This window comes from Nonomuraea sp. B208, from assembly GCF_057536035.1.
Map to the genome: position 1 here is coordinate 242511 of NZ_BAAJOU010000025.1, position 21761 is coordinate 264271.

The window sequence follows — 21761 nt, forward strand, 5'->3', positions numbered from 1 at the left end:
AGCCGCGCCAAGGTGGCTATTCCCCCAGGGCGCAGCCGACCAGGACCGGCTCGTTGACCAGGGTGACGCCGAACTTCTCGCGTACGCCGTCGCGCACCTCGCGGGCCAGCGCCAGCAGGTCGGCGGCGGTGGCGGCGCCGGACGGGTTGGTCAGGGCGAGGGTGTGCTTGGTGGAGATGCGTACGGGCCCGCGCGCGTAGCCCTTCGGGAAGCCGGCCTGCTCGATGAGCCAGGCGGCGGGCACCTTCCGCGCGCCGCCTGGCATCTCCCAGCCGGGGTGGCCGGGGGCGCGGACGGCCAGCTCGGCGGCCTGCTCCGGGGTGAGGATCGGGTTGGTGAAGAACGAGCCGGCGCTGCGGGTGTCGGGATCGTCAGGGTCGAGGACCATGCCCTTGCCGCGCCGCAGCGCGAGCACCGCCTCTCTGGCCCGCTCCAGCGGCACCCGGCCGCCGGGCTCGACGTCCAGCCGCCGGGCCAGCTCCTCGTAGCGCACGGGGCCGGAGCGGTCGGAGAGCTCCAGCGTGTACGTCACCGCCAGCACGACGTAACGGGAGGGATCGCGTTTGAACATGCTGTCGCGGTAGGCGAAGCCGCACTGCCTGGCCTCGATGTCGACGACGTGGCGGGTGCGCCGGTCGTAGGCGCGTACGCACCGCACGGTGTGGGCGACCTCCTGCCCGTAGGCGCCGACGTTCTGGATGGGCGTGGACCCGACCAGGCCGGGGATGCCGGACATGCACTCGATGCCCGACCAGCCCTCCGCGACGGCCCGCCGCACCAGCGTGTCCCAGTCCTCGCCCGCCTCGGCGGTGACGACGAGCTGCTCGCCGTCGCGCGAGAAGGACAGGCCCTCGGTGGCCACCTTCACCACGAGCCCGTCGAAGCCCTCGTCGGCGACCACGACGTTGCTGCCGCCGCCGAGCACGAGCGTGGGCACGGCGGCCGCGTCGGCCTCGGCGATCAGGGACACGAGCTGCTCCGCCGTGGTCGCTTCGGCGAAGTCGCGGGCGGGGCCGCCCAGGCCCAGCGTGGTGTACGGCGCGAGCATCTCCATGGGCCACTAGCTTAGGAGGCCCCCGCCGTGCCCGGCACGCCCCGACCTGAACGCCCGCCTGATCACCCGCCTGATCACCCGCGCCCGATCACCTCCGGGTCAGCCGCAGCGCGTCGTCGTAGTTGCGCCGGGCTTCGCGGTCGGCGTAGTCGGCGGGCACGTCGTGGGCGTTCAGCCGGACCAGCGGCGGCGTGCCCTCGGGCACCACCAGCTCGCCGCGCAGGCCGAGCGAGAGCGCCAGGTCGGCGTTGCGGACGTAGTGCGCGTCCTCGGGGAGCGCGCTCAGCGCCGCCTGCCGCCGCACCGCGACGATCTCGCCCGTCAGCGCCTGGACCCGGCCGGGGCCCGCCTCGCGCAGGCCGTCGTCGTAGAGGTCGGCGCCGTGCCAGCCGGCCGCCGTCGCGCCCTCGGCGATGGCCGCGAGCAGCGGGGTCAGCGCGTCGCCGCGCAGCGCGACGGAGGTCTCCATGAGCACGTGCACCTCCGAGTCGTCGAGGCGCAGCAGCTTGGCCCGGCTCTCGCCCCAGGTCGCGGTGCCGCCGCGCCAGTGCGGCTGCTCGGCCACCCGCCAGAGCGTCACGCGCTCGGGATGCCGCCCGGCCAGCCCGGCCAGCACGTCGCCCGCGCCGTCCACGTCGCCGAGGTCGATGGCGAGCACCTTGACGTGCGTGTGCTCCAGCAGCGACTCGACGCACGCGCGTACGTCCTCCGGCCAGCCGTCCACCAGCAGGCTCACGGCGGCCGTGACGTCCTTGGTCTCCACGCGCTGGCGCTCGGCGTTCAGCCCGGCGTCGTCGAGGCGGTTGGTGGCCAGGGTGCCGTCCCAGATGCGCTGGGCGTGCAGGAGCTCGTCGCCGTGGTCGCCGTGCTGCTCGGGGTCGCCGGAGAAACCCAGCTCGGCGGCCGGGTTGAGGCGGGCGTGCGCGCCCCGGGGGTGCGCGCCCGCCGTGCCCACGCCCGTCGCCGGCGAGCCGCCGGCGCCCGTGTTGCCGGCACCCGTGTCGCCACCATCCGTGCCGCCGTGCCCGGCGGCGCCGCCCGTTGTGTCACGTCCCGTTCCAGCGCCGCCCGCTGTGTCGCGTCCCGTCCCCGCGCCGCCCGCCACCTGCTCCGGACGTGCCGGTCGCAGCCGCCCGTGCGGCTTGGCGTCGGTCACGGCGGAGACGGGGATCGACCGGACCGTGGGCCATACCTGTCGCGCAGCTTCAGTCATAGGCAAACGGGTACCCGAGCGCCGCCCGACTTATCATGAAATGTCAGGCGAGCTGGACGACCGCCCGCGCCTTCGACAGCACCTTGGCGTCCCCGGACCGCGCGGTAAGCCCGACGACCACCCGCCCGTCCTCCAGCTTCTCCTCCACGACGCCGCTCACGGAGATCGTCGCCCCCTGGTCGTCGTCCGGCACGACCACCATGGACGAGAACCGCACCCCGAAGTCCACCACCGCGCCCGGATCGCCCGCCCAGTCCGTGACGAACCGCCCGGCCTGCGCCATCGTGAACATGCCGTGCGCGATGACGTCGGGCAGCCCGACCATCTTGGCGAAGCGCTCGTTCCAGTGGATCTGGTTGAAGTCGCCGGAGGCGCCGGCGTACATCACGAGGTTGAGCCGGCGCACGTTGTAGTCGACGGCCGGGATCTCCTGCCCGACCTCCACCTCGTCGTACTTCACCGTCGCGGCCATCAGCCCGCCCCTCCGCGCTCGACGATCGTGTTGTAGGTGACGCAGACCGGCTCGCCCTCGACGGTCGTGACCTCGCTGCGCACGGTCAGCAGCTCGTTGCGCCCGGCGGTGCGGATGTCGGTGATCGTGGCGGTGGTGACGAGCTGATCGCCCGCGCAGATCGGGCGTACGTACTCGAAACGCTGCTCGCCGTGGACCACCATGGCGAAGTTGAGCCCGAGGTCGGGGTCGGCCAGCGCCTCGCCGCCGCTCTGGAGACTGAAGACGATGGGGAACGTGGGCGGCGCGATCACGTCGCGGTAACCGGCCGCCTGGGCCGCCGCCTGGTCCCGGTAGAGCGGGTTGCCGTCACCGATCGCCGCCGCGAACTCCCTGATCTTCACCCGGCTGACCTCGTAAGGTGCGCTGGGCGGGTAGGTCCTGCCCACGAAGTCACGGTTCAAGGCCATCAGTGCTCCCTCGTGTCCGTCATCCGAGCGCTGCTGAGGCCGACGGTAACAGAACAAGGTTCGGCTGTCGTCGCCGATGAACGGGTTTTTACGCGAGCGCGAGCAGCGCGTACACAGGGTGTGCAGACACGGGTGCAGACACGACAAACCGGCGCCCACCATCGGGACGCCGGTTGTGCGTGATCAGAGGTTGGGGTGCCCCTGGCGAGCCGCTATCGGGTCTCGCGGTGCGCGCGGTGGCAGCGGCAGTTGGGGCAGTACTTCTTCAGCTCAAGCCGATCCGGGTCGTTGCGCCGGTTCTTCCGCGTGATGTAGTTGCGGTGCTTGCACTCCTGGCAGGCCAGCGTGATCTTCGGCCTAACGTCGGTGGCAGCCACTGGGGAGTGCCTTTCTACGTTCGGGATATGGACATACCCATGCCCAGGTCAGATGACCTGGGGCTGGGCAGTAGCGGAGGCCGGACTTGAACCGGCGACACAACGATTATGAGCCGTTTGCTCTGCCAGACTGAGCTACTCCGCCTTTGGGCCGGTATGAACCCGGCCCCGTAGAGGATACCCGACGCGGCGACCAGAGTCGTAACGCACCTGATCGGGCAAGGGTGGAACCAGTATGCATCAGGAACCCCGATAGCAGAAATCCTATTCCCCGCCGGGGCCCGTTCTGCACACTTTCGTGATCGCGGACTGGCACGATCGCCTGCCATGAAACGCATGATCATCATCACCCTGTCCGCCGGCGGTGCCCTGCTGCTGGCCCCCCTGCCCGCGCAGGCCGCGGCACCCAAGGACCCCGTACGCGCGCTGAAAACCAAGCTGGTCGCCGGTCACGGCGTCCGCTTCACCGAGAGCTCCATCCTGGTCAACGGCTCGGACAAGCAGGTGCTGCAGCGCCGTACCGGCACCTTCCAGTTCGGCAAGAAGGGGGTCGCCGCCTCCGACATCACGGCCAGGGGCCTCCAGGGCATGGGCCCGGAGCGGGCCGTCACCATCGGGAAGACCTCCTACCTGTCCGGCGGCATCTGGGCGGACAAGCTGCCCTCCGGCAAGCGTTGGTACCGCACCAGCATGCAGGGCAGCGGCGGCTACTACGGCCAGGTGATCAACCCGGTCGAGCCGGGCACGCTGGCCGCGCTGGTGAAGAAGGGCAAGCGGGCCGGGAACACGCTGACCGGCACGATCACCTTCAAGGAGCTGGACAAGGTCTCGCCGTGGTTCGCGGCCGCGATCCCGCTCCGCTTCCACGACGACACGAAGGTCTCCTACCGCCTCACCCTGAGCGGCGCGGGCCTGGTCACCAGGGTGACCACCTCGTACGCCGCCACCGGCGTCTTCGACATCTCGGCCTTCGACGGCAAGACGATGACCATCGACACCCGCTTCACCTCGTGGGGCCACCGGGTGTCGATCAAGGCGCCGGCCCCCGCCACGGTGTCGACCAAGGTGGACGAGTAATCGCGAATTGATCGCGAAAACACGAACGCCCGGCTCCGAGTGACCTCGAACCGGGCGTTTTGCCTTGTCAGACTGGAGCCCCCAAACGGAATCGAACCGTTGACCTTCTCCTTACCATGGAGACGCTCTGCCGACTGAGCTATAGGGGCCTGTCCGGCGCTGCGGACAGGTGTAACCATACACGGCACTCAGCGATGACGCGAACTGATCCGAACCTCGGCGATCTTCTCCGGCCCGGCCCGCCGCACGGGCAGCTCGACGACCTCACAGAGGTCGGCCAGCTCGACGTGGCGGGCCACTTCGGCCACGGACGAGCAGTCGGCGACCACCCGGCCGTGCCGGCGCACGCGGAGCACCTGACGCCCGGCCCGCACGGCGCCCACGACCTCGTATCCGTCGAGACCGACCCATCGCCTTTCCATAGCCGCACAGAGTAGCCTCCGGGTCTCTCAATTTCCGCCGGCCACAGGCGTCCCGTTCAGTAGCGGTAGAAACCGGCGAGGTCCTCACGGCCGGCGAGCCGGTCGACGCGGACCCGCGCGCCGGTCTCCGGGGCGTTCATCATGAGGCCGCCGCCCAGGTAGACGCCGACGTGGTGGGTCCGTACGGTGTCGCCGGCGATGACGCCGAAGAAGACGAGGTCGCCGGGGCGGGGGGCGGAGCGCACGCGGTGCATGCGGCGTACGTGGTCGTCGGTGTTGCCCGGTCCGAGCACGTCGTGGCCGTGCGCGAGGGCGTACACCCAGCGGGTGAAGCCCGAGCAGTCCAGCCCCCGCGTACGGGTGGCCGGGCAGGGCCGGATGCGGCCCTGGTAGCCCTGGCAGGTGCCGGTGGACGGCCCGGGGAGCTCGGCGTGGCCGCCGCCCCACGAGTACTCGATGCCGAGCCGCCCGAGCTCGTACGTCAGGCGCACCACGCGCGGCTGCGTCCAGGTCGAGACCGGCACGGACGCGGCCAGGGTCAGCGCGAGAAGCAGCGCCGTCAGCAGGGCCAGGGCCGTGCGGCGCCGGCTCATAACGTCTCCGTCCCCCGAATCACCAGGTTTCGGACCTTATGGTGCCTTATCGGACTTTGATGGTGAACTTCGTCGTTCCGACGGTCACGTTCATGCCCACCGTCCCCTTGGCCCGGCGCGGCTTGGTGGTGAACGTCAGCGTCACCTTCGACCCCCGCGCGACCTCGGCGACCGTGCAGCGGACCGCCGTGCCGCTCACCCGGCAGCCGTCCGGCGCGCCGGTCACCCGCTGCCCGCCGAACGTCCGGGCCGCGACCTGGACGTTCGTGACCGGGTACGGGCCGGTGTTCCTGAGCGTCACCGTGTAGGCCTTGCGGCTCTTCGCCGCCGCCGCGACCGAGATCTCGGCAGGCGGGTTGGCCAGGGCCTTGAGCTCGTCCTCGGTGCCGTTGAAGACGTCGCCGCCACCGGCGAGCGGCCCCTTCTCCGCCGACTGCCAGAAGGTGTGGGACGTCCAGCTCTTCGGCAGCTCGCCGGGGTCGGCGCCCCAGCGGGCCAGCCACAGCGGATTGGCCGCGAAGGCCGCCGAGTCGCCGGTGCACGTCCGCCACCAGCTCGTGGTGGTGTAGATGATCGCCTGGAGGCCGGTGCGCTGTTTGTAGCGCTTGGTGAACGCCTTCAGCCAGGCGACCATGTCCTTCGCGGACAGGCCGTAACAGGAGTTCTTTCCGTTCCTGTCGCGGTACGGATTGTCCTCGACATCGAGCACTCCGGGCAGGGTGCGGCCGTCCGCGATCCAGTCGCCGCCGTTCTGCAGGAAAAAGTCGGCCTGCGTGGCGCCGTCGGATTCATGCGGTTGCGCGAAGTGATAGGCCCCCCGATACAGACCGGCCGACGCGGCGCCGCCGAACTGCGCGTCGAATACGGGATTGCGGACGTTCGTGCCCTCGGTGAGCTGCACGAACGCGAACTTCCCGCCCCCTTCGGCGACATTCGCCCAGTCGATCTCGCCGGTCCAGTTGCTGACGTCGACACCGGGCACCCCGTCGGCCGCGTACGCGGTCGCGCAGCCCCCCATAATCCCCGACACCGCGATTACCGCTAATAGCCCCAGACGTTTCACGCGGGTGATCCTTACGGAATCTGACAGAACTCCGCAAGGCCGGAAATATCAATAAACAGCATCAGGTCGCGCCCGCCCGCCGGAGGGCGGCAGCCGAAATCGGCCCCCCGCGAACCGGGAAACCGCACGTCAGAGGCCCTGAAATCGCCGTCCGCGACACCCCTCGCCACGTGGTGTTTCCGCAGGTCAGAGCCGTTTATGAACGTGACATTCGCGTTTGCCAAAGCCGCTTCTTCCTGCACAAACTGGTGCAGATCCCGACCAACCGAGCCCCGACCTGGGGTTTCTTCGTCATGCCCGCAGGAGACCGACCGCCATGATTCACGCTCGGGCGTTGACCCGTACGTTCAAAGTCAAGAAGGAGAGGGTGGAGGCCGTCCGCGGCCTCGACCTCGACGTCGAGGCCGGACAGCTCACGGCCTTCCTCGGCCCGAACGGCGCGGGGAAGTCCACCACCCTCCGCATCCTCACCACCCTCCTGCCCCCGACCTCCGGCACCGCCACGGTGGCCGGGCACGACGTGGCCGCCGAGCCGGCCGCCGTACGCGCCCGCATCGGCTACGTCGGCCAGCGCGGCAGCGCCGGCGAGGAGTTCCGCGTCCGCGACGAGCTGGTGACCCAGGGCCGCTGCTACGGCCTGCGCCCCAGGGAGGCCGCCGCCCGCGCCGACGAGCTGCTCGACCTGCTCGACCTCGCCCCGCTGGCCAAGCGGACGCCCGGCACGCTCTCCGGCGGCCAGCGCCGCCGCCTCGACCTCGCGATCGGCCTCGTCCACCGCCCCGACCTGCTCTTCCTCGACGAGCCCTCGACCGGGCTCGACCCGAAGAGCCGCGCCGAGATCTGGCAGCACATCCTCCGGCTGCGCGAGGCGTACGGGACGACGTTGTTCCTCACCACCCACTACCTGGAGGAGGCCGACACCATGGCCGAACGGGTGGTGATCATCGACAACGGCCGGGTCATCGCCGACGGCACCTCGGAGCAGCTCAAGAACGACCTGGCCGGCGACCTCATCACGCTCACCACCGGCACCGCGGACGACGCCGCGCGGGCCGCCGCGGCCGTCGGCGGCACCGCGGAGGGCACGACCGTGCGCCTGCGGGTCCCCAACGCCGCCGCCGCGCTGCCCGAGTGCCTGCGCACGCTCGACGCGAAGCTGATCGAGGTCGTCACGGCCGAGACCGCCCGCCCCACCCTCGACGACGTGTTCCTCGCCCTGACAGGAAGAAGCCTTGCCGATGACGACGTTCCTGCGTGACACCGCCACCGTCTTCTCCCGGGAGGTGCGGCCCGCGCTGCGCAACCCGGTGGCGCTGGTGTTCGAGATGGGACAGCCGCTGCTGTTCCTGTTCCTGTTCGGGGCGCTGCTGGACGGCGCGGTCGGCTCCTCCTGGCAGTGGTTCGTGCCGGGGATCCTCGTGATGATGTGCCTGACCGGGCCCATGTCCTCCGGCTACACGCTACTGGTCGAGCTGATCGGCGGCTCGATGGAGCGGCTGATGGTGACGCCGCTCAGCCGGACGGCGATGCTGGTCGGCCGGGCGCTCAAGGCGCTCGTGCTGCTGCTGGTCCAGGCCGTGCTGATCATCGTGATGGCGATCCCGCTCGGCTTCGAGCTGCACGCGGCCGGGGTGCTCGCGGGGCTGGCCCAGCTCGTGGTCTTCGGGGTGGGACTGGGGGCGTTCTCGTTCGTGCTGGCACTCAGGTCGGCCCCCGGCGGCACCCTGTTCTACGTGGTCAGCCAGTCGATCCTGTTCCCCCTGCTGCTGTTGTCGGGCGTGCTGCTGCCGCTGGAGAGCGCCCCGGCGTGGCTGCGGGCGATCGGGCAGGTGAATCCGGTGACGTACGTCGTGGACGCGCAGCGGGCGTTGTTCGCCGGCGACCTCGCCGACCCGTCGGTCCTGTACGGCACCGCGTCCGCCTGCCTGATCGCCGCGGCCGGCCTCGCCCTGGGCGTCAGAGCGATGAGACGAGGCTTGGTCAGGGGCTGATCGCGAGGAACAGGAACGACGCGAACAGCACCAGGTGAACCCCGCTCTGCATGAGCGTGGCCCGCCCCGGCACCACGGTGAGCGTGGACACCACGACCGTCAGCGCGAACAGCACCAGGTGCGTGCCGCCGAGCCCCAGGAACAGCGGCCCGTCGAGCCAGATCGAGGCCACCGCGATGGTCGGGATGGTCAGCCCGATGCTGGCCATCGCCGAGCCGTGCGCCAGGTTCAGGCTGATCTGGACCTGGTCGCGGCGGGCCGCCCGGACGGCCGCGATGGTCTCGGGGAGCAGGACCAGCAGCGCGATCGCGACGCCGACGACGGCCTGCGGCAGCCCGGCCGCCGACACCGCGGCCTCGATCACCGGCGACTCGACCTTGGCCAGCCCGACCACCGACACCAGCGCGACCAGCAGCAGGCCGAGGCTGGCCAGGGCGGTGCGGCCGGAGGGCCGGGGGGCGTGCTCCTCGGGGTCGAGGGGCGCGCCGTCCCTGGCGACCGGCAGGAAGTAGTCGCGGTGGCGGACCGTCTGCGTGATGACGAAGAGCCCGTACAGCGCGAGCGAGACCACCGCGGCGAAGCCGAGCTGCGGGCCGGAGAAGGCCGGTCCCCCTTCGCTCGTCGTGAACGTCGGCAGCACCAGGCTCAGCGTGCTGAGCGTGGCCACCGTGGCCAGCGCCTTGCCGGTGCCCTCGGCGTTGAACGCCGCGGTCCGGCGTTTCAGCGTGACGGTGAGCAGGGAGAGCCCCACGATGCCGTTGCAGGTGATCATGACGGCGGCGAAGACGGTGTCGCGGGCCAGCGTGGACGTCTGGTCGCCGCCGGAGATCATGAGGCTGACGATGAGCGCCACCTCGATCACCGTGACGGCCACGGCGAGCACGAGCGAGCCGAAGGGTTCGCCGACGCGGTGGGCGATGACCTCGGCGTGGTGCACGGCGGCGAGCACGGCGCCGGCCAGGAGGAGCGCGAGGACGATCACGAGCGGGCCGGCCGGTTCGCGGCCCCAGGAGAGCCCGAGCGAGAGCAGCGCAAGGGCGGGGATGAGTACGGTCCACAGTCGCGCGATGTTACGGATCAGGTACAGGGTGTGCCCCCAGCATTGCGGACGGAACGGACTTTTCCCCCCAATAATGCCTTGACATCTCCATTGCTTTGACATGAAAGTGTCCTGGTGGCCCACTTGATCGCGACGCGGGTCGTCCCCTGGATCCCCGTGGCGCACCGCCTGGACGTCATCCGCACCGGCGAGACGCCACCGCTCGCATCGACCACGTCGGCGTTCGTCCTCGTCACCGACGGGCTCGGCAGGACCCTCATGACGTACGTCGACAGGAAGGGCCGCGGCTGGGACATCCCCGGCGGTCACCTGGAGCCGGGCGAGAGCGCCGTGGAGGCGGCGGTCCGAGAGCTGCGCGAGGAGACCGGGCTGAGCCTGCCGCCCGCCGCGCTGACCGCGTTCGCCTGGCAGCGCATCGAGCTGCTGGAGCCGCCGCCGGCCGGCTACGGCTACCCGTCACCCGGCCACATGGCCATCTTCCGCGCCGTCGTCCCCGGCCCCGGCGCTCCCACCGCGCCGCCCCCGGGCTCCGAGAGCACCCGCGCCGACTGGCTGTCGCGCGAGGAGATCGCGCGCGTGTGCCCCGACCACGTCTGGCGGGTCCTGCTCTAGAGGGATCTAGAGGGACCTGGCCCGCTCCAGGTCGTCCGGGCGGTACATCCGCTCAGGAATGGTGGCCAGGGTCGACGGGTGGACCTGCGGCCCCAGCCCGTAGAGCTTCTGGAAGCTCATGATGAGCGGACGCCAGGCGTCGGGGTCGATGTGGTCGTCCGTGCCGGCCAGCCTGATCCCCTCGTGCGCCCACACGCGCTGCACCCGCACCTCGAAGGCGAGCGTGCCGCCATCCTCGCCGATCGGGTGCACCGCCTCGACCACGGTCTCCATGGCGACCGGGCACTCGGCGGCCCGCGGCGGCGCGACCGTCTCCGACGGCACCGGCGTCAGCCCCGCCCGGCCGAACTTGTCGGCGACATGCCGGTAGCCCCGCTCCCACTTGCGCTCGGGGACGGGGTCGCTGCCGGTCGTCAGCGCCAGCCGGTCCACGGCCGGGGCCAGGGCGTCGGACGGCAGGTTCAGCACGCACTCGCGGGCGCGCAGCAGGTTCTGCGCCGTCTTGGCGCGCGCGCCGAGGCCCAGCAGGCCGCGCCAGCCGAGCCAGAAGGCGGACGACATCGGGGCCAGGTTCGGGGTGCCGTCCTCGTTGAGTGTCGAGATGAGCACGACCGGGGTGCCGAAATAGAGGATGTTCGGCTCGATGCGGACGTGCTCGTCGACAAGGGTGGTGGTTTCGGTCATGCGTCCCACTGTCGCGGCCGGTCACCCCCGCTCGCTGGCGGCGATCGGACGTCTCAGCGGGAGGGTCCGGTGGGCTCGGGGCGGTCCGGCGCCGGGCCGGAGGCGCCCCGGGCGCTCACTGCTGGTGGCCATCCGGCGGCGGCGCGAACTGGCCGTAGCGGACGTCACGGGTGGGGTCGGCGGGGTGCTGGCTGGGCTGGCCGTACTGGTCGTACTGGCCCTGCTGGCCGTAGTGACCCTGCTGGCCGTACTGGCCGCCGGGGCCGTACTGGGGACCTGAGCCGTACTGGGGGCCGGGGCCGTACTGGGGGCCGGAGCCCTGCTGGGGGCCGGGGCCGTACTGCGGGCCTGAGCCGTACTGGGGGTCGTGCTGCGGGCCGTACTGCGGGCCGGAGCCGTACTGCGGGCCGGAGCCGTACTGCGGGCCGGAGCCGTACTGGTGGTCGTGGCCGTTGACGTGCTGGCCGGGGCCGGAGCCGGCGGGGAGCTGGTGCTGCTGCCACGGGGGCGAGGGCACCGCGTTGTACGCGGGCTGCGCGGGCGGGCCGTAGGAGACGGCGGGCCGCTTGCGCCGGGTCAGCACCCGGGCCAGCACCAGGCCCAGCACCAGGAGGACCAGCACGCCGCCGCCGAGCAGCACCCACATCATCATGGGCTTGGGCGACTCGTCCTTGCCCGCCGTGATCGCCGTCTGCGACTCGCTGATGTACTTGGCCACGTACGGGTGGTTCGGGAAGAGCGCCTGCACCTCGCGGAACTTCGGCAGCGCGTCCTCGTAGTAGTTGCGGAAGTAGTCGTTCAGCGCCTCGTTGTAGCGCGTGGTCGTGGTCGCCTGGGCGGCCTTGATGTTCTTCTCGCCGAGCTTCTCCTTGATGATGCTGACCGGCAGCACGAAGCTCTCGCTCTCCGACGCCTCGCCGCCCTCGCTCACCGTGCCCGCGATCAGCATGCCGATGACCTTGCCGTCCTTGCTGAACACCGGACCGCCGGAGTTGCCGTGGTAGGACGGGGCCTGGGTCTGGATGTACGGCACGCCGGTCTGCGTGGAGCGCTTGGCGTTGTACGGGCCCTCGGTCAGCGCCGGCTCCAGCTTCGACTCCAGGCTGAAGAACGGCGTGTTCGTGACCAGGCCGGGGAAGCCGCTGATGTAGAGCGTGTCACCGGTGCGCACGTCGGCGTCCTCGCCGAGCGGCACGGTCGGCAGGTTCTGCTGCCCGTTCACCTTGAGCAGCGCGAAGTCCTTGCCCGGGTAGCTCTCGCCCACCGAGACCAGCTCCGCCGGGACCGCCTTCGCGGTCTTGTCCACGCCGCCGCCGGGCAGGCTCTGCAGCACCGACAGGCTCTGCTTGAGCCCGCGCAGCCGCATGTGGGTGCTGTTGAAGGTGATGTAGATCTGCTGGGCGAGCTTGACCATCTCCTCGTCGGCCTCGATGCCCTGGAGGCCCTTGATGATCTCCTTCGCGTCCTGCTCGTTGAACTTCGCCAGCGCCTGCTGCGCGAAGAGCTGGTTGAGCTCGGTGTCGCCGACCTGGACGCAGTGCGCGCCGGTGACCATGTAGCCGTCCGGGGTGACCCACCAGCCGGTGCACATGCCGCCGACCTCGGCCTCGACCGTACGCTCCGGGGTCGTCTCGACGAGGTAGGCGTCGACGTTGGCCGCGATGCGCTGGAAGAGCCACTTGGCGATGCTGCGCTCGTCAGAGGCGATCTTGCCGTTCTGCACGGCGATGACGGCCTGCTGGGTCAGCTGCTGGAAGGCGTTCTCGTTGATCGTGCTCGTCGGGACGGCGACGGTGCCGGTATAGGAGAAGCTGGTCAGCTGGACCGCCGGCTGGGTGCGCGCGGCCAGCCAGGTGCCGACGGCGACGTCAGGCCGCTGGTCGGGCGACTCGTCGGCCGCCGCGGGGGCCGCGGGCAGCGCGACCGCCATGACGACCGCCGTACTCGCGGCGATCTTCGCGAAGGTTTTTCTGAAATATCCGCTCACGGTCGGCCATGGTGCGGTATCGCTCTTGTCCATGGCTTGGAGCCGACTTGGGAACCAAGACGGCGGGCGGATCGGGCCGCGGCCGGATCAGGCCGCGGGCGGCGGGGACGTGCTCACCACATCGTAGAGCGCGTGGAAGAGCGGCCAGGTCAGCGCGGCCATCCGGGCGGGCGGCTCGGGGCATCCGCGCTGCAGCCAGTCGGCCGCGACGCCGTAGATCGCCCCCGCCGTGAACGCGGCCGGCACGTCGTGCGCCTCGCGGACGTGCTCGCGCACGCCGTCGGTCAGCCGGCGGCGGATGTGGTCGGCCACCCGCGCGCTGCCCTGCGGCCCGAGCAGGCTCCGGTAGAGCCCGGCGTGCTCGGCCAGGCTGGCGAAGAACGCCTCCAGTGACCGCGTCGCCTCCCCCTGGAGGTCGGCCGAGTCGCGGCGGGGCTTGGGCAGCGACCTGGTCAGGCCGTCGATCATCGCCGTGCAGGCGGCCTCGGCCAGCTCGTGGACGTCGCGGTAGTGGTCGTAGAAGGCCGTGCGGCTGACGCCGGCGCGCTCGGCCACGTCGGACACGCCGATCCTGGACAGCTCTCGCTCCTCGACCAGCGTCAGGAGCGCGCGGGCCAGGGCCGACCGCGTACGGAGGACACGCCGGTCCACGGATGGGGCTCTGCTGTCTTTCATGCCGGACACATCCATGAGTTTACCTTTAGCCGACATGTGTCAGTTAACTTGCAGTTGTAAGGTACTGTGGTCAAGTCCGACCGCCGGGAAGGATCATCGCGATATGCGCATTTGTGCAGGTCAAGCCAGCGTACGCGAGCGGGGAGAGGCCCTGTGGACGTTCTGATCGTCGGCGCGTCCGCCGCCGGGCTGAGCACCGCGGAGGCGCTGCGCCGGCTCGGCCACGACGGCCGGCTGACGCTGCTGGACGCCGAGCCCCACCTGCCCTACGACCGGCCGCCGCTGTCGAAGCAGGTGCTGGCCGGAGCCTGGGAGCCGGAGCGCGCCCGGCTGCGCGGCCAGGCCCAGCTCGACGCCCTTGAGGCGGAGTTCGTCCGGGGCGAGCGCGCCGTGGCGCTGGACGTCGCCGGACGCGCGGTCACCACCGACTCGGGCCGCGTCCTGCGCGCCGACGCCGTGGTGCTCGCCACCGGTCTCACCCCGTGCCGGCTGCCGGGCCAGGACGTCCTCGCGGGCGTGCACGTGCTGCGCGGCCTCGACGACGCCCTCACCCTGCGCGCCCAGCTGACCGCCGGCACCCGGCTCGTGGTCGTCGGCGAGGGCGTCCTGGGCGGCGAGATCGCCTCCACCGCCCGCGGCCTCGGGCTGGAGGTCACGCTCGCGGGCCTCGGCCCGGCCGTGCTCGGCGACCAGCTCGGCGGGTTCGTCAGCGGCCTGCTCACCCGTACGCACGCCGCGCGCGGCGTCCGCCTGCGGCTCGGCGTCGCGGTGGAGAGCCTGGAGGACGAGCGCGGCCGGGTCACCGGCGTGCGGCTGGCCACCGGCGAGACGCTGCCCGCCGACGTCGTCGTGGTCGCCATCGGCTCCCGCCCGGCCACCGGCTGGCTCGACGGCAGCGGCCTCGCCCTGGGCGACGGCGTCGAGTGCGACTCCCGCTGCCGCGCCGCCGAGGGCGTCTACGCGGTCGGCGACCTGGCCTCCTTCCACCACGAAGGACTCGGCAGGCGGCTGCGCCTGGAGAACCGCACCAACGCCACCGAGCAGGCCCAGACGGTCGCGGCGAACGTGCTCGGCGCGGACCGCCCGTACACCCCGATCCCCTACTTCTGGACCGACCAGTACGACGTCAAGATCCAGGCCCACGGCCTGCCGTCGCCGGCGGCCGAGGTGACCGTCGCCGAGGGCGACCCCGAGCAGCACCGTTTCGCCGCCCTCTACCGGGAGGGCGGCCAGGTCACCGCCGTGCTCGGCTGGAACATGCCCAAACAGGCCCGTCTGCTGCGCCAGCAGGTCCTGCTCCAGCCGCTCACGCCCGCGTGACGAGATCGTCCGAGCACTCAAGGAGAAGCGAATGAGCATCGACGAGCAGGTCCTGCCCTACCCCATCCCGAACGACGCGGCGCTGCGGCCGCCCGCGGAATGGGCCGAGCTGCGCGGGAAGTGCCCGGTGGCGCACGTCGAGCTGCCGAGCGGCGACCGGGCCCGGCTGCTGACCCGCTACGAGGACGTCCGGCAGGTGCTGGCCGACCCGCGCTTCACCCGCCAGCTCAACGCGCCCGACGCGGCCCGGCTCTCGGCCGACGGCGGCGGCGTGTTCAACAGCGAGATGGCGATGATCATCCCCGACAGCGGGGAGGAGCACCAGCAGTGGCGGCGGCTGGTCAGCAAGTGGTTCACCGCCAAGCGGATGAACGCCATGCGGCCCGCGATGGCCAGGATCGCCGAGGACCTCATCGACGAGATGGTCGAGCGCGGCGCGCCGGGCGACCTCAAGGCGTCGCTGGGCTTCCCGCTGCCGGTGTACGTCATCTGCGACATGCTGGGCGTGCCGGCCGAGGACCGCGACCGGTTCTCGTACTGGTCGGACACCCTGCTCAACCTCACCCGCTACGGCAAGGACGAGACCGAGGCCGCCCAGGCCGAGTTCTTCCAGTACATGACCGACCTGCTGGCCGGCAAGCGCGCCGAGCCCGGCGACGACCTGCTGAGCGAGCTGATCGCGACCGGCGGCCCCGAGAACGGCGGGCTCAACGACCTGCAGATCCTGGTCACCGGCATGGCGCTGCTGGTCGCCGGGCACGAGACCACCGCCAACATGATCGGCAAGATGGTCTCCATGCTGCTCGCCGACCGCAGCCGCTGGGAGGCGCTGCTGGCCGACCCGTCGCTGATCCGCACGACGGTCGAGGAGTCGCTGCGTCTCGACGCCAACTCCGGCTTCGGCCTGCCGCGCTACCTCAAGGAGGGCACCGAGGTCAGCGGCGTCGAGCTGCCCAAGGGCACCACGGTCATCTGCAGCATGGCCGCCGCCAACCGGGACGAGAGCGCCTTCGAGGCCGCCGAGGAGTTCGACCTGACCCGCAGCCCCAACCCGCACCTGGCCTTCGGCGCGGGCGCGCACTCCTGCCTCGGGCAGGCGCTGGCCCGTACCGAGCTGCAGGTCGTGCTGGAGGTGCTGCTGCGCAAGCTGCCCACCCTGGAGCTGGCCGCCCCCGAGGCGGAGCTGGAGCGGGTCGAGGGGCTGGCCGTCGGCGGCCTCCGTGCCGTTCCGGTCCGCTGGTAACCGTTCGGATTTCGTTCAAGGAGACATCTGCCATGAAAGTGACCGTCGACGAGGACAAGTGCTGCGGCGCTGGGCAGTGTGTGCTCATCGCGCCGGAGGTTTTCGACCAGCGTGACGAGGACGGCATCGTCGTCCTGCTCGACGCCGAGCCGGGCGCCGACCGGCACGCCGCCGTGCGCGAGGCGGCCGCGGTCTGCCCCGCGTTCGCCATCGAGGTGAGCGAATAGCGGCAAGGCGGCTTGTTTCCGCTTTGCGCAAATGGGCAGCACTCGACTGTCAGGTTATGAAGCGTTGACCTGCCCCAGGGTCAGGTCGCCAAGCGACAGGAGCGTGCAGCGTGGCAGTCACCGGCATCATCTCCGCCCTCATCATCGGGCTCGTCATCGGTGTTCTCGGCCGTCTGGTCGTCCCCGGACGCCAGAACATCCCGATCTGGCTCACCATCGTGATCGGCATCGTCGCCGCGCTGATCGGCACCGCCCTCGCCGCCGCCTTCGGGGTCGCCGACACCAGGGGCATCGACTGGATCGAACTGGTCCTCCAGGTGGTCCTCGCCGGTGCCGGTGTGGCGCTGGCCGCCGGGATGTACGGCCGACGCCGCCACCTGCGGTAACAGCCCGACCGTGTCCCCCTCGCCGCCCGCACAGCACGGCGGCGAGGGGGCTTTTCCTTTATGGTGATTCGACCAACTTGTACGTGTTAAGCGATCTGCAACCGTTCGGCACGTTCACGCGCGACACTTGAGTGTGTGAACGGCGTCCGAGGGCTGCTCGCGGGGACATGTCCGCAGCCGTTCCGCCGACGTCGAGGACGGAGGAAGGATGGACAGACCGGCCGCCATGACGCTGCCGATCGACGCCGACCTGGCCGGGATCCGCCAGGCGGTGCGCGGCTTCGCCCAGGAGGCGGGGCTGGCGGGTGAGCGGCTCCAGAACCTGGTGCTCGCGGTCAACGAGGCCGTCACCAACGTCCTCGACCACGGGGCCGGCACCGGCTCGGTCCATCTGTGGCGGGCCGATCACGGCGTACGCGTGCAGATCGTCGATCCGGCGGGGCGGCTCCTACCGGCCGACCTGGACCGGTCGCCGCCCTGGCCGCCCACCCACGGCATGGGGCTCTGGGTGATCCGCCAGGTGTGCGACGAGGTACGTCTGGACCATCCGGAAGGCCACTCCCGGCTGGAGCTCTTCATGGCCTACCGGCCTGTCGCGGCGCCGGCCGCCGACACGCCCCCGCACGACACCCGGCCGTCGACGCCGCGGCACCTGCTGCGGCTGCACCGCCGCCGCGAGACGCCGGGCCCGGACGACTCCCCCGAGGACGGCCCGGGGCACTCCCGTTTCCAGGACGCCGCCGGCCAGCCCTGACCCGTCACCTGCCGGCGGCGGCGGCGTGGTCCAGCTCGACCACGATGTGGGGCGCCAGCGCCGCCAGGAAGTCCGCCGCGTCGAAGATCTCCCCCGCCGAGGCCACCCCGACGGCCCTGGTCCGCCCGGTGAGGATCCGCTGCACGGCCTCCACGGCGAGCGGGGCGCTGACGGCGTAGATGTCCTGCCCACTGGCCACGGCCCGCCGCTCGGCCGCGCCGGCGCGCACCCGTACGTCCACGACGAACGACTGCGCCGAGCGCCCGAGCTCGTCCACCGCGACCGGGGCCGGCGTGTCGGCGCCCGAGAGGTCCTTGGCCGCCTCGACCGTCATGTACGAGACCACCTCGGGGATCGCCAGGTGGCTCGGCACGGTCACGATGTCGGCCATCGAGAACTCCCCGATCACGTCCCGCTCGCCGGCCGGCTCGGGGAACGACCACGTGCCCGTCGGCGCGGCGTCGTCGCGGTACTCCAGCCGCCCGCCCGCGTAACGCACCCGCCGGCCGCCCCGCCGCCGCCGGGAGACCGCGCCCGCGTCACGGGTGCCGGTCGTCGGGTGCCAGCTGTCCAGCCCGTACGCCACGTGCGCCGAGTCCGCCTCCCGCCAGTCGCCCATGGCCGCCGTGACCAGCAGGTCGCCGAGGCCGCCGTAGAAGGCCATCGCGGGCACGACCACGGCCCCCGCCTCCTTGGCCCGCTCGGCGTACAGCTGGAACGTGTCCAGGTTCGCCTCGATCTCGGCCGCCACGTCCACGTACGGAACGCCGGCGCGCAGCGCCGCCTCGATCACGGGACCGGCGGTGTCGGCGAACGGCCCGGCAGCGTTGATCACCGCGTCGGCCCCGGCCAGCGCCCGGTCCAGCGCCGCCGGGTCGTCCACCGACGCCTCACGGACCTCCAGCTCCGGGTACTCAGCGGCCAGGTCACGCAGCTTGCCGCCGTTCCGCCCCGCGAGGACGGGCACGAGCCCGCGCCGCAGCAGCTCCGCCACCACGAACCGGCCCGTGTGCCCGTATGCGCCGTAAACCGTGATCATCACAACTCCCTTGCCGCCGGAAAGCTTCACCCCCACATCGTGGCGCGGCAGGTGGTCACCGCACGAGCGTCCGGAACGACATGATGCGTACAATTCCGGACGTGAGCACAGTAGCGATAGCCGTCGCCGACGGGATCCTGCACTTCGAGCTGGCCCTGGCCTACGAGCTGTTCAGCGGCGCGCCGCCGATGCCGGTCAGCCACTGGTACGAGCCCCTGATCTGCGGCGCGGCACCCGTACGCGCCGACGGCCGCTTCCTGCTCGAACCCGACTGCGGGCTCGACCGGCTGGCGAGCGCCGACACCGTGATCGTCCCCGGCTGGGCCGAGGTCGACGTGCACCCGCCGGCCGACCTCGTCGCCGCCGTCCGGGCCGCGTACGACGCCGGCGCGCGGGTGGCCTCGCTCTGCACCGGCGCGTTCGTGCTGGCCGCCGCCGGGCTGCTGGACGGGCGGCGGGCCACCACGCACTGGGCGCACGCCGAGGCGCTGGCCGCCCGCCACCCCGGCGTCGAGGTGGACGCCGACGTCCTCTACGTGGACGAGGGCCGGGTGCTCACCGCCGCGGGCAAGGCCGCCGCCCTCGACCTGTGCCTGCACCTCGTCCGCCGCGACCACGGCTCGGCGGTCGCCAACGCGATCGCCCGCCGGCTGGTCGTCGCGCCGCACCGGCCCGGCGGCCAGGCCCAGTTCGTCGCCACCCCCGTGCCCGAGCCGGACGGCCACCCGCTCGGCGAGCTGCTCGGCTGGACCGTCGAGCACCTCGACCAGCCGCTGACCGTCGAGGACCTCGCGCGCCGGGCCAACCTCAGCTCGCGCCACCTCGGCCGGCACTTCAAGTCCATGACCGGCACCACGCCGCTCCAGTGGCTGCACACCCAGCGCATCCGGCGCGCCCAGGAGCTCCTGGAGACCACGGACGACAGCGTGGACGCCATCGCGGCGGCCACCGGCATGGGCACCGCGGCCACGCTGCGCCGCCACTTCAACCGCACGGTCGGCGTCCCGCCCGACGCCTACCGGCGTACCTTCCGCAGCGGCCGGATCGCGGGCTGAGCGCGTACGCTGCTGATCATGACCGTTCCCCTCAGCGACGCCGCCCGGCGGCTCCTCGACGCGCCCAACGTCGGCGTCCTCGCCACCGTCAACCACGACGGCAGTCCGCAGACCTCCGTCGTCTGGATCGGCACCGACGGCGACGACGTCGTCATCTCCTCCCAGGCCGGCCGGCGCAAGATCCGCAACCTGGAACGCGACCCGCGCGCCAGCCTGTGCGTCTTCGACCTCGCCGACTCCGACCGCTACGTCGAGGTCCGCGGCACGGCCACGGTCACCGTGGACGAGGGGCGGCGGCTGGCGGTGTCGCTGGCCGAGCGCTACGAGGGCGAGGGCGCCGGCGAGGAGTACCTTCAGCTCCCCCCGGAGGCCGTCCGCGTCGTCATCCGGCTCACCCCGCAGCGCGTGCTGGGCGAGGTGAGCTGAGTTAGCGTGGAGGGGTGAGGCGATACCGTAACGGCCCCTCTCCGGCGGGTACGCCGCGCTGGTGGCGCTGCTCGGCGTCGTCTCGGTGGTCATCCTGCTGACCGTCCAGGACCCGATCCTGCTCACCGGCGTCGCCCTCGTCGTCGTCACCTTCCCTCTCGGGCCGCTCGTGTGGTGGGCCTGGGACGCGGCCGGGCAGCCCGTCCTGCTGATCGTGGTCCTCACCGCCGTGGGGCTGCTGCAGGCGTACCTGCTCTGGCGCCTCACCCGGGGCCGGGCGCTGGAAGCGGGCCGTTAATCCGTTTGCCCGGCGGGCGCGCGGTTCGCCATGCTTCACAGGCATGAATGTGCCGTACCGGCAGATCCGCGCCGCCTTCACCGATGACGCGATCACCGTCTATCAGGCGTACGACCCGGCCATCGCGGCTCCCGCCGTGGCCGCGCAGCGCTTCGTCCCGCCCTTCAGGCGCGAACGGATGACCTGGATCAAACCGTCCTTCCTGTGGATGATGTACCGCTGCGGATGGGCCACCAAGCCCGGCCAGACCAGGGTCCTCGCCGTGGACATCACGCGGGAGGGGTTCGAGTGGGCGCTCCGGCACTCCTGCCTCAGCCATCCGGACCCCGGGACCGACCATGACGTGTGGAAGAGGCGGCTGCGCGAAAGCCCGGTCCGGATCCAGTGGGACCCCGAGCGCGACCCCCATCACAACGCCCTGCCGTACCGGTCCCTTCAGGTGGGACTGTCCGGCGACGCCGTCGCCGGCTACGTCGACCGGTGGACCCTGCGGATCAGCGACCTGACCGATCGCGTCGAGGACATCCGGCGGGCCCTGCGCGCCGGGAACGACGTCACCGGAATGCTCCCCACGGAACATCCGTACCCTCTGCCCGTGGAGCTGGCCGAGACCATCGGCGCGAGCACCCCATGACCCTGCCGGGTGACCACGACAGGCGAATTTGGGACGTGTTGTGCGCCGGGACCACTTCGGGGGTCGTCGCCTGGGGCGCGGTCGGCGCGTGGACGGCCGCCACGGCCGACGCCTACCCGTGGAACGCCTGGATCCCGTTCCCCGTAGGAGCCGTCAAGGGGGCGGTGCTCGGGCTGCTCGCCGCCGCCGCCGTTCTCGCCGTCCTGCCCAGGTCGCCGCGGCTCGGGCGGAGCGGGCCGGCGTTCTGCGCCGCGTTCGTCGGCGGCAGCCTTCCGGGCACGGCGCAGACGGTCAACGGCCGGCCGGACGACCTCATGACGCTGCTGCCGCACTGGGCGGGCACGGTGGCGCTGCCCGCCGCCGTGTGCGCCGTGGCCCTCGCCGTGCTGGCGGGTCGTCCTTACCGTCCGGGACAGTCGATCGCGGCCGGTGCGGCGCTGGCCGTCGCGGGCGGCGCGCTGGTGCTGGTCCCGGCGATCGCCTCCGCGCTCGCGCCCGAGGTCAGGGGCAACGGCGGGCACGCCAACGAAGGGCCCCTGGCGATGATGTTCTGCTGGTCCATCGGGCTGCCGGTGCTGTTCGCCGGACTGGTGCGATGGGGGCTGCTCCAGACTTCGTCATCGGGCCGGCGGGAGACCGGCTGAGCCCGC

At 71.8% G+C, this 21761-nt stretch carries 26 protein-coding genes, 2 tRNA genes and 1 pseudogene; 14 read left to right on the forward strand and 15 right to left on the reverse strand.

What is annotated here, in order from left to right:
- Positions 1-16 precede the first annotated feature (16 nt).
- The 6 genes from AC27IY_RS29215 to AC27IY_RS29240 all read right to left on the reverse strand — a co-directional run bounded on the left by AC27IY_RS29215 (position 17) and on the right by AC27IY_RS29240 (position 3710).
- Positions 17-1054: a UDP-N-acetylmuramate dehydrogenase gene (locus AC27IY_RS29215; protein WP_423451181.1), complete on the reverse strand. Its 1038-nt coding sequence runs from the start codon at positions 1052-1054 to the stop codon at positions 17-19.
- An 88-nt stretch (positions 1055-1142) separates the two neighbouring features.
- Complete coding sequence (locus AC27IY_RS29220) at positions 1143-2210, reverse strand: hypothetical protein (protein WP_487179863.1); 1068 nt, start codon at positions 2208-2210, stop codon at positions 1143-1145.
- Between the two features lie 100 nt (positions 2211-2310).
- On the reverse strand, positions 2311-2739 hold the full coding sequence (locus AC27IY_RS29225; RefSeq protein ID WP_364459540.1) for a MaoC family dehydratase: 429 nt from the start codon (positions 2737-2739) through the stop codon (positions 2311-2313).
- Complete coding sequence (locus AC27IY_RS29230; RefSeq protein ID WP_364459537.1) at positions 2739-3188, reverse strand: MaoC family dehydratase N-terminal domain-containing protein; 450 nt, start codon at positions 3186-3188, stop codon at positions 2739-2741. The genes AC27IY_RS29225 and AC27IY_RS29230 overlap by 1 nt, the downstream gene beginning before the upstream one ends.
- A gap of 212 nt (positions 3189-3400) precedes the next feature.
- Positions 3401-3565, reverse strand: a complete 165-nt coding sequence (rpmG, locus tag AC27IY_RS29235; protein WP_019632658.1) for a 50S ribosomal protein L33 — start codon at positions 3563-3565, stop codon at positions 3401-3403.
- Between the two features lie 71 nt (positions 3566-3636).
- Positions 3637-3710 (reverse strand) — tRNA-Met (locus AC27IY_RS29240).
- 182 nt (positions 3711-3892) lie between these two features.
- Here AC27IY_RS29240 and AC27IY_RS29245 point away from each other — a divergent pair.
- The gene (locus AC27IY_RS29245) at positions 3893-4642 is read left to right on the forward strand and encodes a hypothetical protein (RefSeq protein ID WP_487179864.1); all 750 of its coding nucleotides are present in this window, start codon (positions 3893-3895) and stop codon (positions 4640-4642) included.
- A gap of 73 nt (positions 4643-4715) precedes the next feature.
- Here the strand turns inward: AC27IY_RS29245 and AC27IY_RS29250 are convergent.
- From AC27IY_RS29250 to AC27IY_RS29265, 4 genes are all read right to left on the reverse strand, one after another.
- Positions 4716-4791: transfer RNA gene (locus AC27IY_RS29250), tRNA-Thr, on the reverse strand.
- A 39-nt stretch (positions 4792-4830) separates the two neighbouring features.
- Positions 4831-5064 (reverse strand): transposase, encoded by a 234-nt coding sequence (locus AC27IY_RS29255; RefSeq protein ID WP_344208062.1) that lies wholly within the window; start codon positions 5062-5064, stop codon positions 4831-4833.
- A gap of 56 nt (positions 5065-5120) precedes the next feature.
- Entirely contained in the window at positions 5121-5657 is a 537-nt protein-coding gene (locus tag AC27IY_RS29260; RefSeq protein WP_423451184.1) for a C40 family peptidase, read from the reverse strand.
- Positions 5658-5703: 46 nt separating this feature from the next.
- Positions 5704-6720, reverse strand: a complete 1017-nt coding sequence (locus tag AC27IY_RS29265; protein ID WP_344208064.1) for a GH25 family lysozyme — start codon at positions 6718-6720, stop codon at positions 5704-5706.
- Between the two features lie 316 nt (positions 6721-7036).
- Here AC27IY_RS29265 and AC27IY_RS29270 point away from each other — a divergent pair, with 316 nt between their 5' ends.
- Both AC27IY_RS29270 and AC27IY_RS29275 read left to right on the forward strand, forming a co-directional pair.
- Entirely contained in the window at positions 7037-7978 is a 942-nt protein-coding gene (locus AC27IY_RS29270; protein ID WP_344208065.1) for an ATP-binding cassette domain-containing protein, read from the forward strand.
- Positions 7959-8711: an ABC transporter permease gene (locus tag AC27IY_RS29275; protein ID WP_487179865.1), complete on the forward strand. Its 753-nt coding sequence runs from the start codon at positions 7959-7961 to the stop codon at positions 8709-8711. Before AC27IY_RS29270 ends, AC27IY_RS29275 begins: the two co-directional genes overlap by 20 nt.
- Here the strand turns inward: AC27IY_RS29275 and AC27IY_RS29280 are convergent.
- On the reverse strand, positions 8701-9693 hold the full coding sequence (locus AC27IY_RS29280; protein WP_344208067.1) for a calcium:cation antiporter: 993 nt from the start codon (positions 9691-9693) through the stop codon (positions 8701-8703). The genes AC27IY_RS29275 and AC27IY_RS29280 overlap by 11 nt on opposite strands.
- 192 nt (positions 9694-9885) lie before the next feature.
- Here AC27IY_RS29280 and AC27IY_RS29285 point away from each other — a divergent pair, with 192 nt between their 5' ends.
- Entirely contained in the window at positions 9886-10383 is a 498-nt protein-coding gene (locus AC27IY_RS29285) for an NUDIX hydrolase (RefSeq protein ID WP_449946800.1), read from the forward strand.
- 6 nt (positions 10384-10389) lie between these two features.
- On the opposite strand, the gene AC27IY_RS29290 is transcribed toward AC27IY_RS29285, so the two are convergent.
- The 3 genes from AC27IY_RS29290 to AC27IY_RS29300 form a co-directional block, all read right to left on the reverse strand.
- A complete protein-coding gene (locus AC27IY_RS29290; protein WP_364459511.1) occupies positions 10390-11067 on the reverse strand; it encodes a flavin reductase family protein in 678 nt (225 codons plus the stop codon).
- Between the two features lie 115 nt (positions 11068-11182).
- Positions 11183-13054, reverse strand: coding sequence for a S1 family peptidase (locus AC27IY_RS29295; protein ID WP_487179866.1), 1872 nt, complete (start codon positions 13052-13054; stop codon positions 11183-11185).
- Positions 13055-13141: 87 nt separating this feature from the next.
- A complete protein-coding gene (locus AC27IY_RS29300) occupies positions 13142-13729 on the reverse strand; it encodes a TetR/AcrR family transcriptional regulator (protein WP_487179867.1) in 588 nt (195 codons plus the stop codon).
- Positions 13730-13882: 153 nt separating this feature from the next.
- Between AC27IY_RS29300 and AC27IY_RS29305 the strand changes: the two genes are divergently transcribed.
- The 5 genes from AC27IY_RS29305 (at position 13883) to AC27IY_RS29325 (ending at position 17659) form a co-directional block, all read left to right on the forward strand.
- Positions 13883-15049 carry an NAD(P)/FAD-dependent oxidoreductase gene (locus AC27IY_RS29305; RefSeq protein WP_487179868.1) on the forward strand — a complete coding sequence of 389 codons (1167 nt, stop codon included), beginning with the start codon at positions 13883-13885 and terminating at the stop codon, positions 15047-15049.
- 31 nt (positions 15050-15080) lie between these two features.
- Positions 15081-16292, forward strand: a complete 1212-nt coding sequence (locus tag AC27IY_RS29310; protein WP_487179869.1) for a cytochrome P450 — start codon at positions 15081-15083, stop codon at positions 16290-16292.
- A 32-nt stretch (positions 16293-16324) separates the two neighbouring features.
- Positions 16325-16519 (forward strand): ferredoxin, encoded by a 195-nt coding sequence (locus AC27IY_RS29315; protein WP_344208074.1) that lies wholly within the window; start codon positions 16325-16327, stop codon positions 16517-16519.
- 110 nt (positions 16520-16629) lie between these two features.
- On the forward strand, positions 16630-16905 hold the full coding sequence (locus AC27IY_RS29320) for a GlsB/YeaQ/YmgE family stress response membrane protein (RefSeq protein WP_344208075.1): 276 nt from the start codon (positions 16630-16632) through the stop codon (positions 16903-16905).
- A 208-nt stretch (positions 16906-17113) separates the two neighbouring features.
- The gene (locus AC27IY_RS29325; RefSeq protein ID WP_364459491.1) at positions 17114-17659 is read left to right on the forward strand and encodes an ATP-binding protein; all 546 of its coding nucleotides are present in this window, start codon (positions 17114-17116) and stop codon (positions 17657-17659) included.
- A 4-nt stretch (positions 17660-17663) separates the two neighbouring features.
- On the opposite strand, the gene AC27IY_RS29330 is transcribed toward AC27IY_RS29325, so the two are convergent.
- Positions 17664-18698, reverse strand: a complete 1035-nt coding sequence (locus AC27IY_RS29330) for a saccharopine dehydrogenase family protein (protein WP_487179870.1) — start codon at positions 18696-18698, stop codon at positions 17664-17666.
- Between the two features lie 101 nt (positions 18699-18799).
- Between AC27IY_RS29330 and AC27IY_RS29335 the strand changes: the two genes are divergently transcribed.
- The 5 genes and pseudogenes from AC27IY_RS29335 to AC27IY_RS29355 all read left to right on the forward strand — a co-directional run bounded on the left by AC27IY_RS29335 (position 18800) and on the right by AC27IY_RS29355 (position 21755).
- Positions 18800-19753: a helix-turn-helix domain-containing protein gene (locus AC27IY_RS29335; protein ID WP_487179871.1), complete on the forward strand. Its 954-nt coding sequence runs from the start codon at positions 18800-18802 to the stop codon at positions 19751-19753.
- Between the two features lie 18 nt (positions 19754-19771).
- The gene (locus AC27IY_RS29340) at positions 19772-20179 is read left to right on the forward strand and encodes a PPOX class F420-dependent oxidoreductase (protein ID WP_487179872.1); all 408 of its coding nucleotides are present in this window, start codon (positions 19772-19774) and stop codon (positions 20177-20179) included.
- 46 nt (positions 20180-20225) lie between these two features.
- Positions 20226-20477, forward strand: a pseudogene (locus tag AC27IY_RS29345) (SCO4225 family membrane protein); the annotation flags it as partial.
- A gap of 43 nt (positions 20478-20520) precedes the next feature.
- Positions 20521-21111 (forward strand): DUF4291 domain-containing protein, encoded by a 591-nt coding sequence (locus AC27IY_RS29350; protein WP_487179873.1) that lies wholly within the window; start codon positions 20521-20523, stop codon positions 21109-21111.
- Positions 21108-21755, forward strand: a complete 648-nt coding sequence (locus AC27IY_RS29355; RefSeq protein ID WP_487179874.1) for a hypothetical protein — start codon at positions 21108-21110, stop codon at positions 21753-21755. The genes AC27IY_RS29350 and AC27IY_RS29355 overlap by 4 nt, the downstream gene beginning before the upstream one ends.
- The last annotated feature ends 6 nt before the right edge of the window (positions 21756-21761 follow it).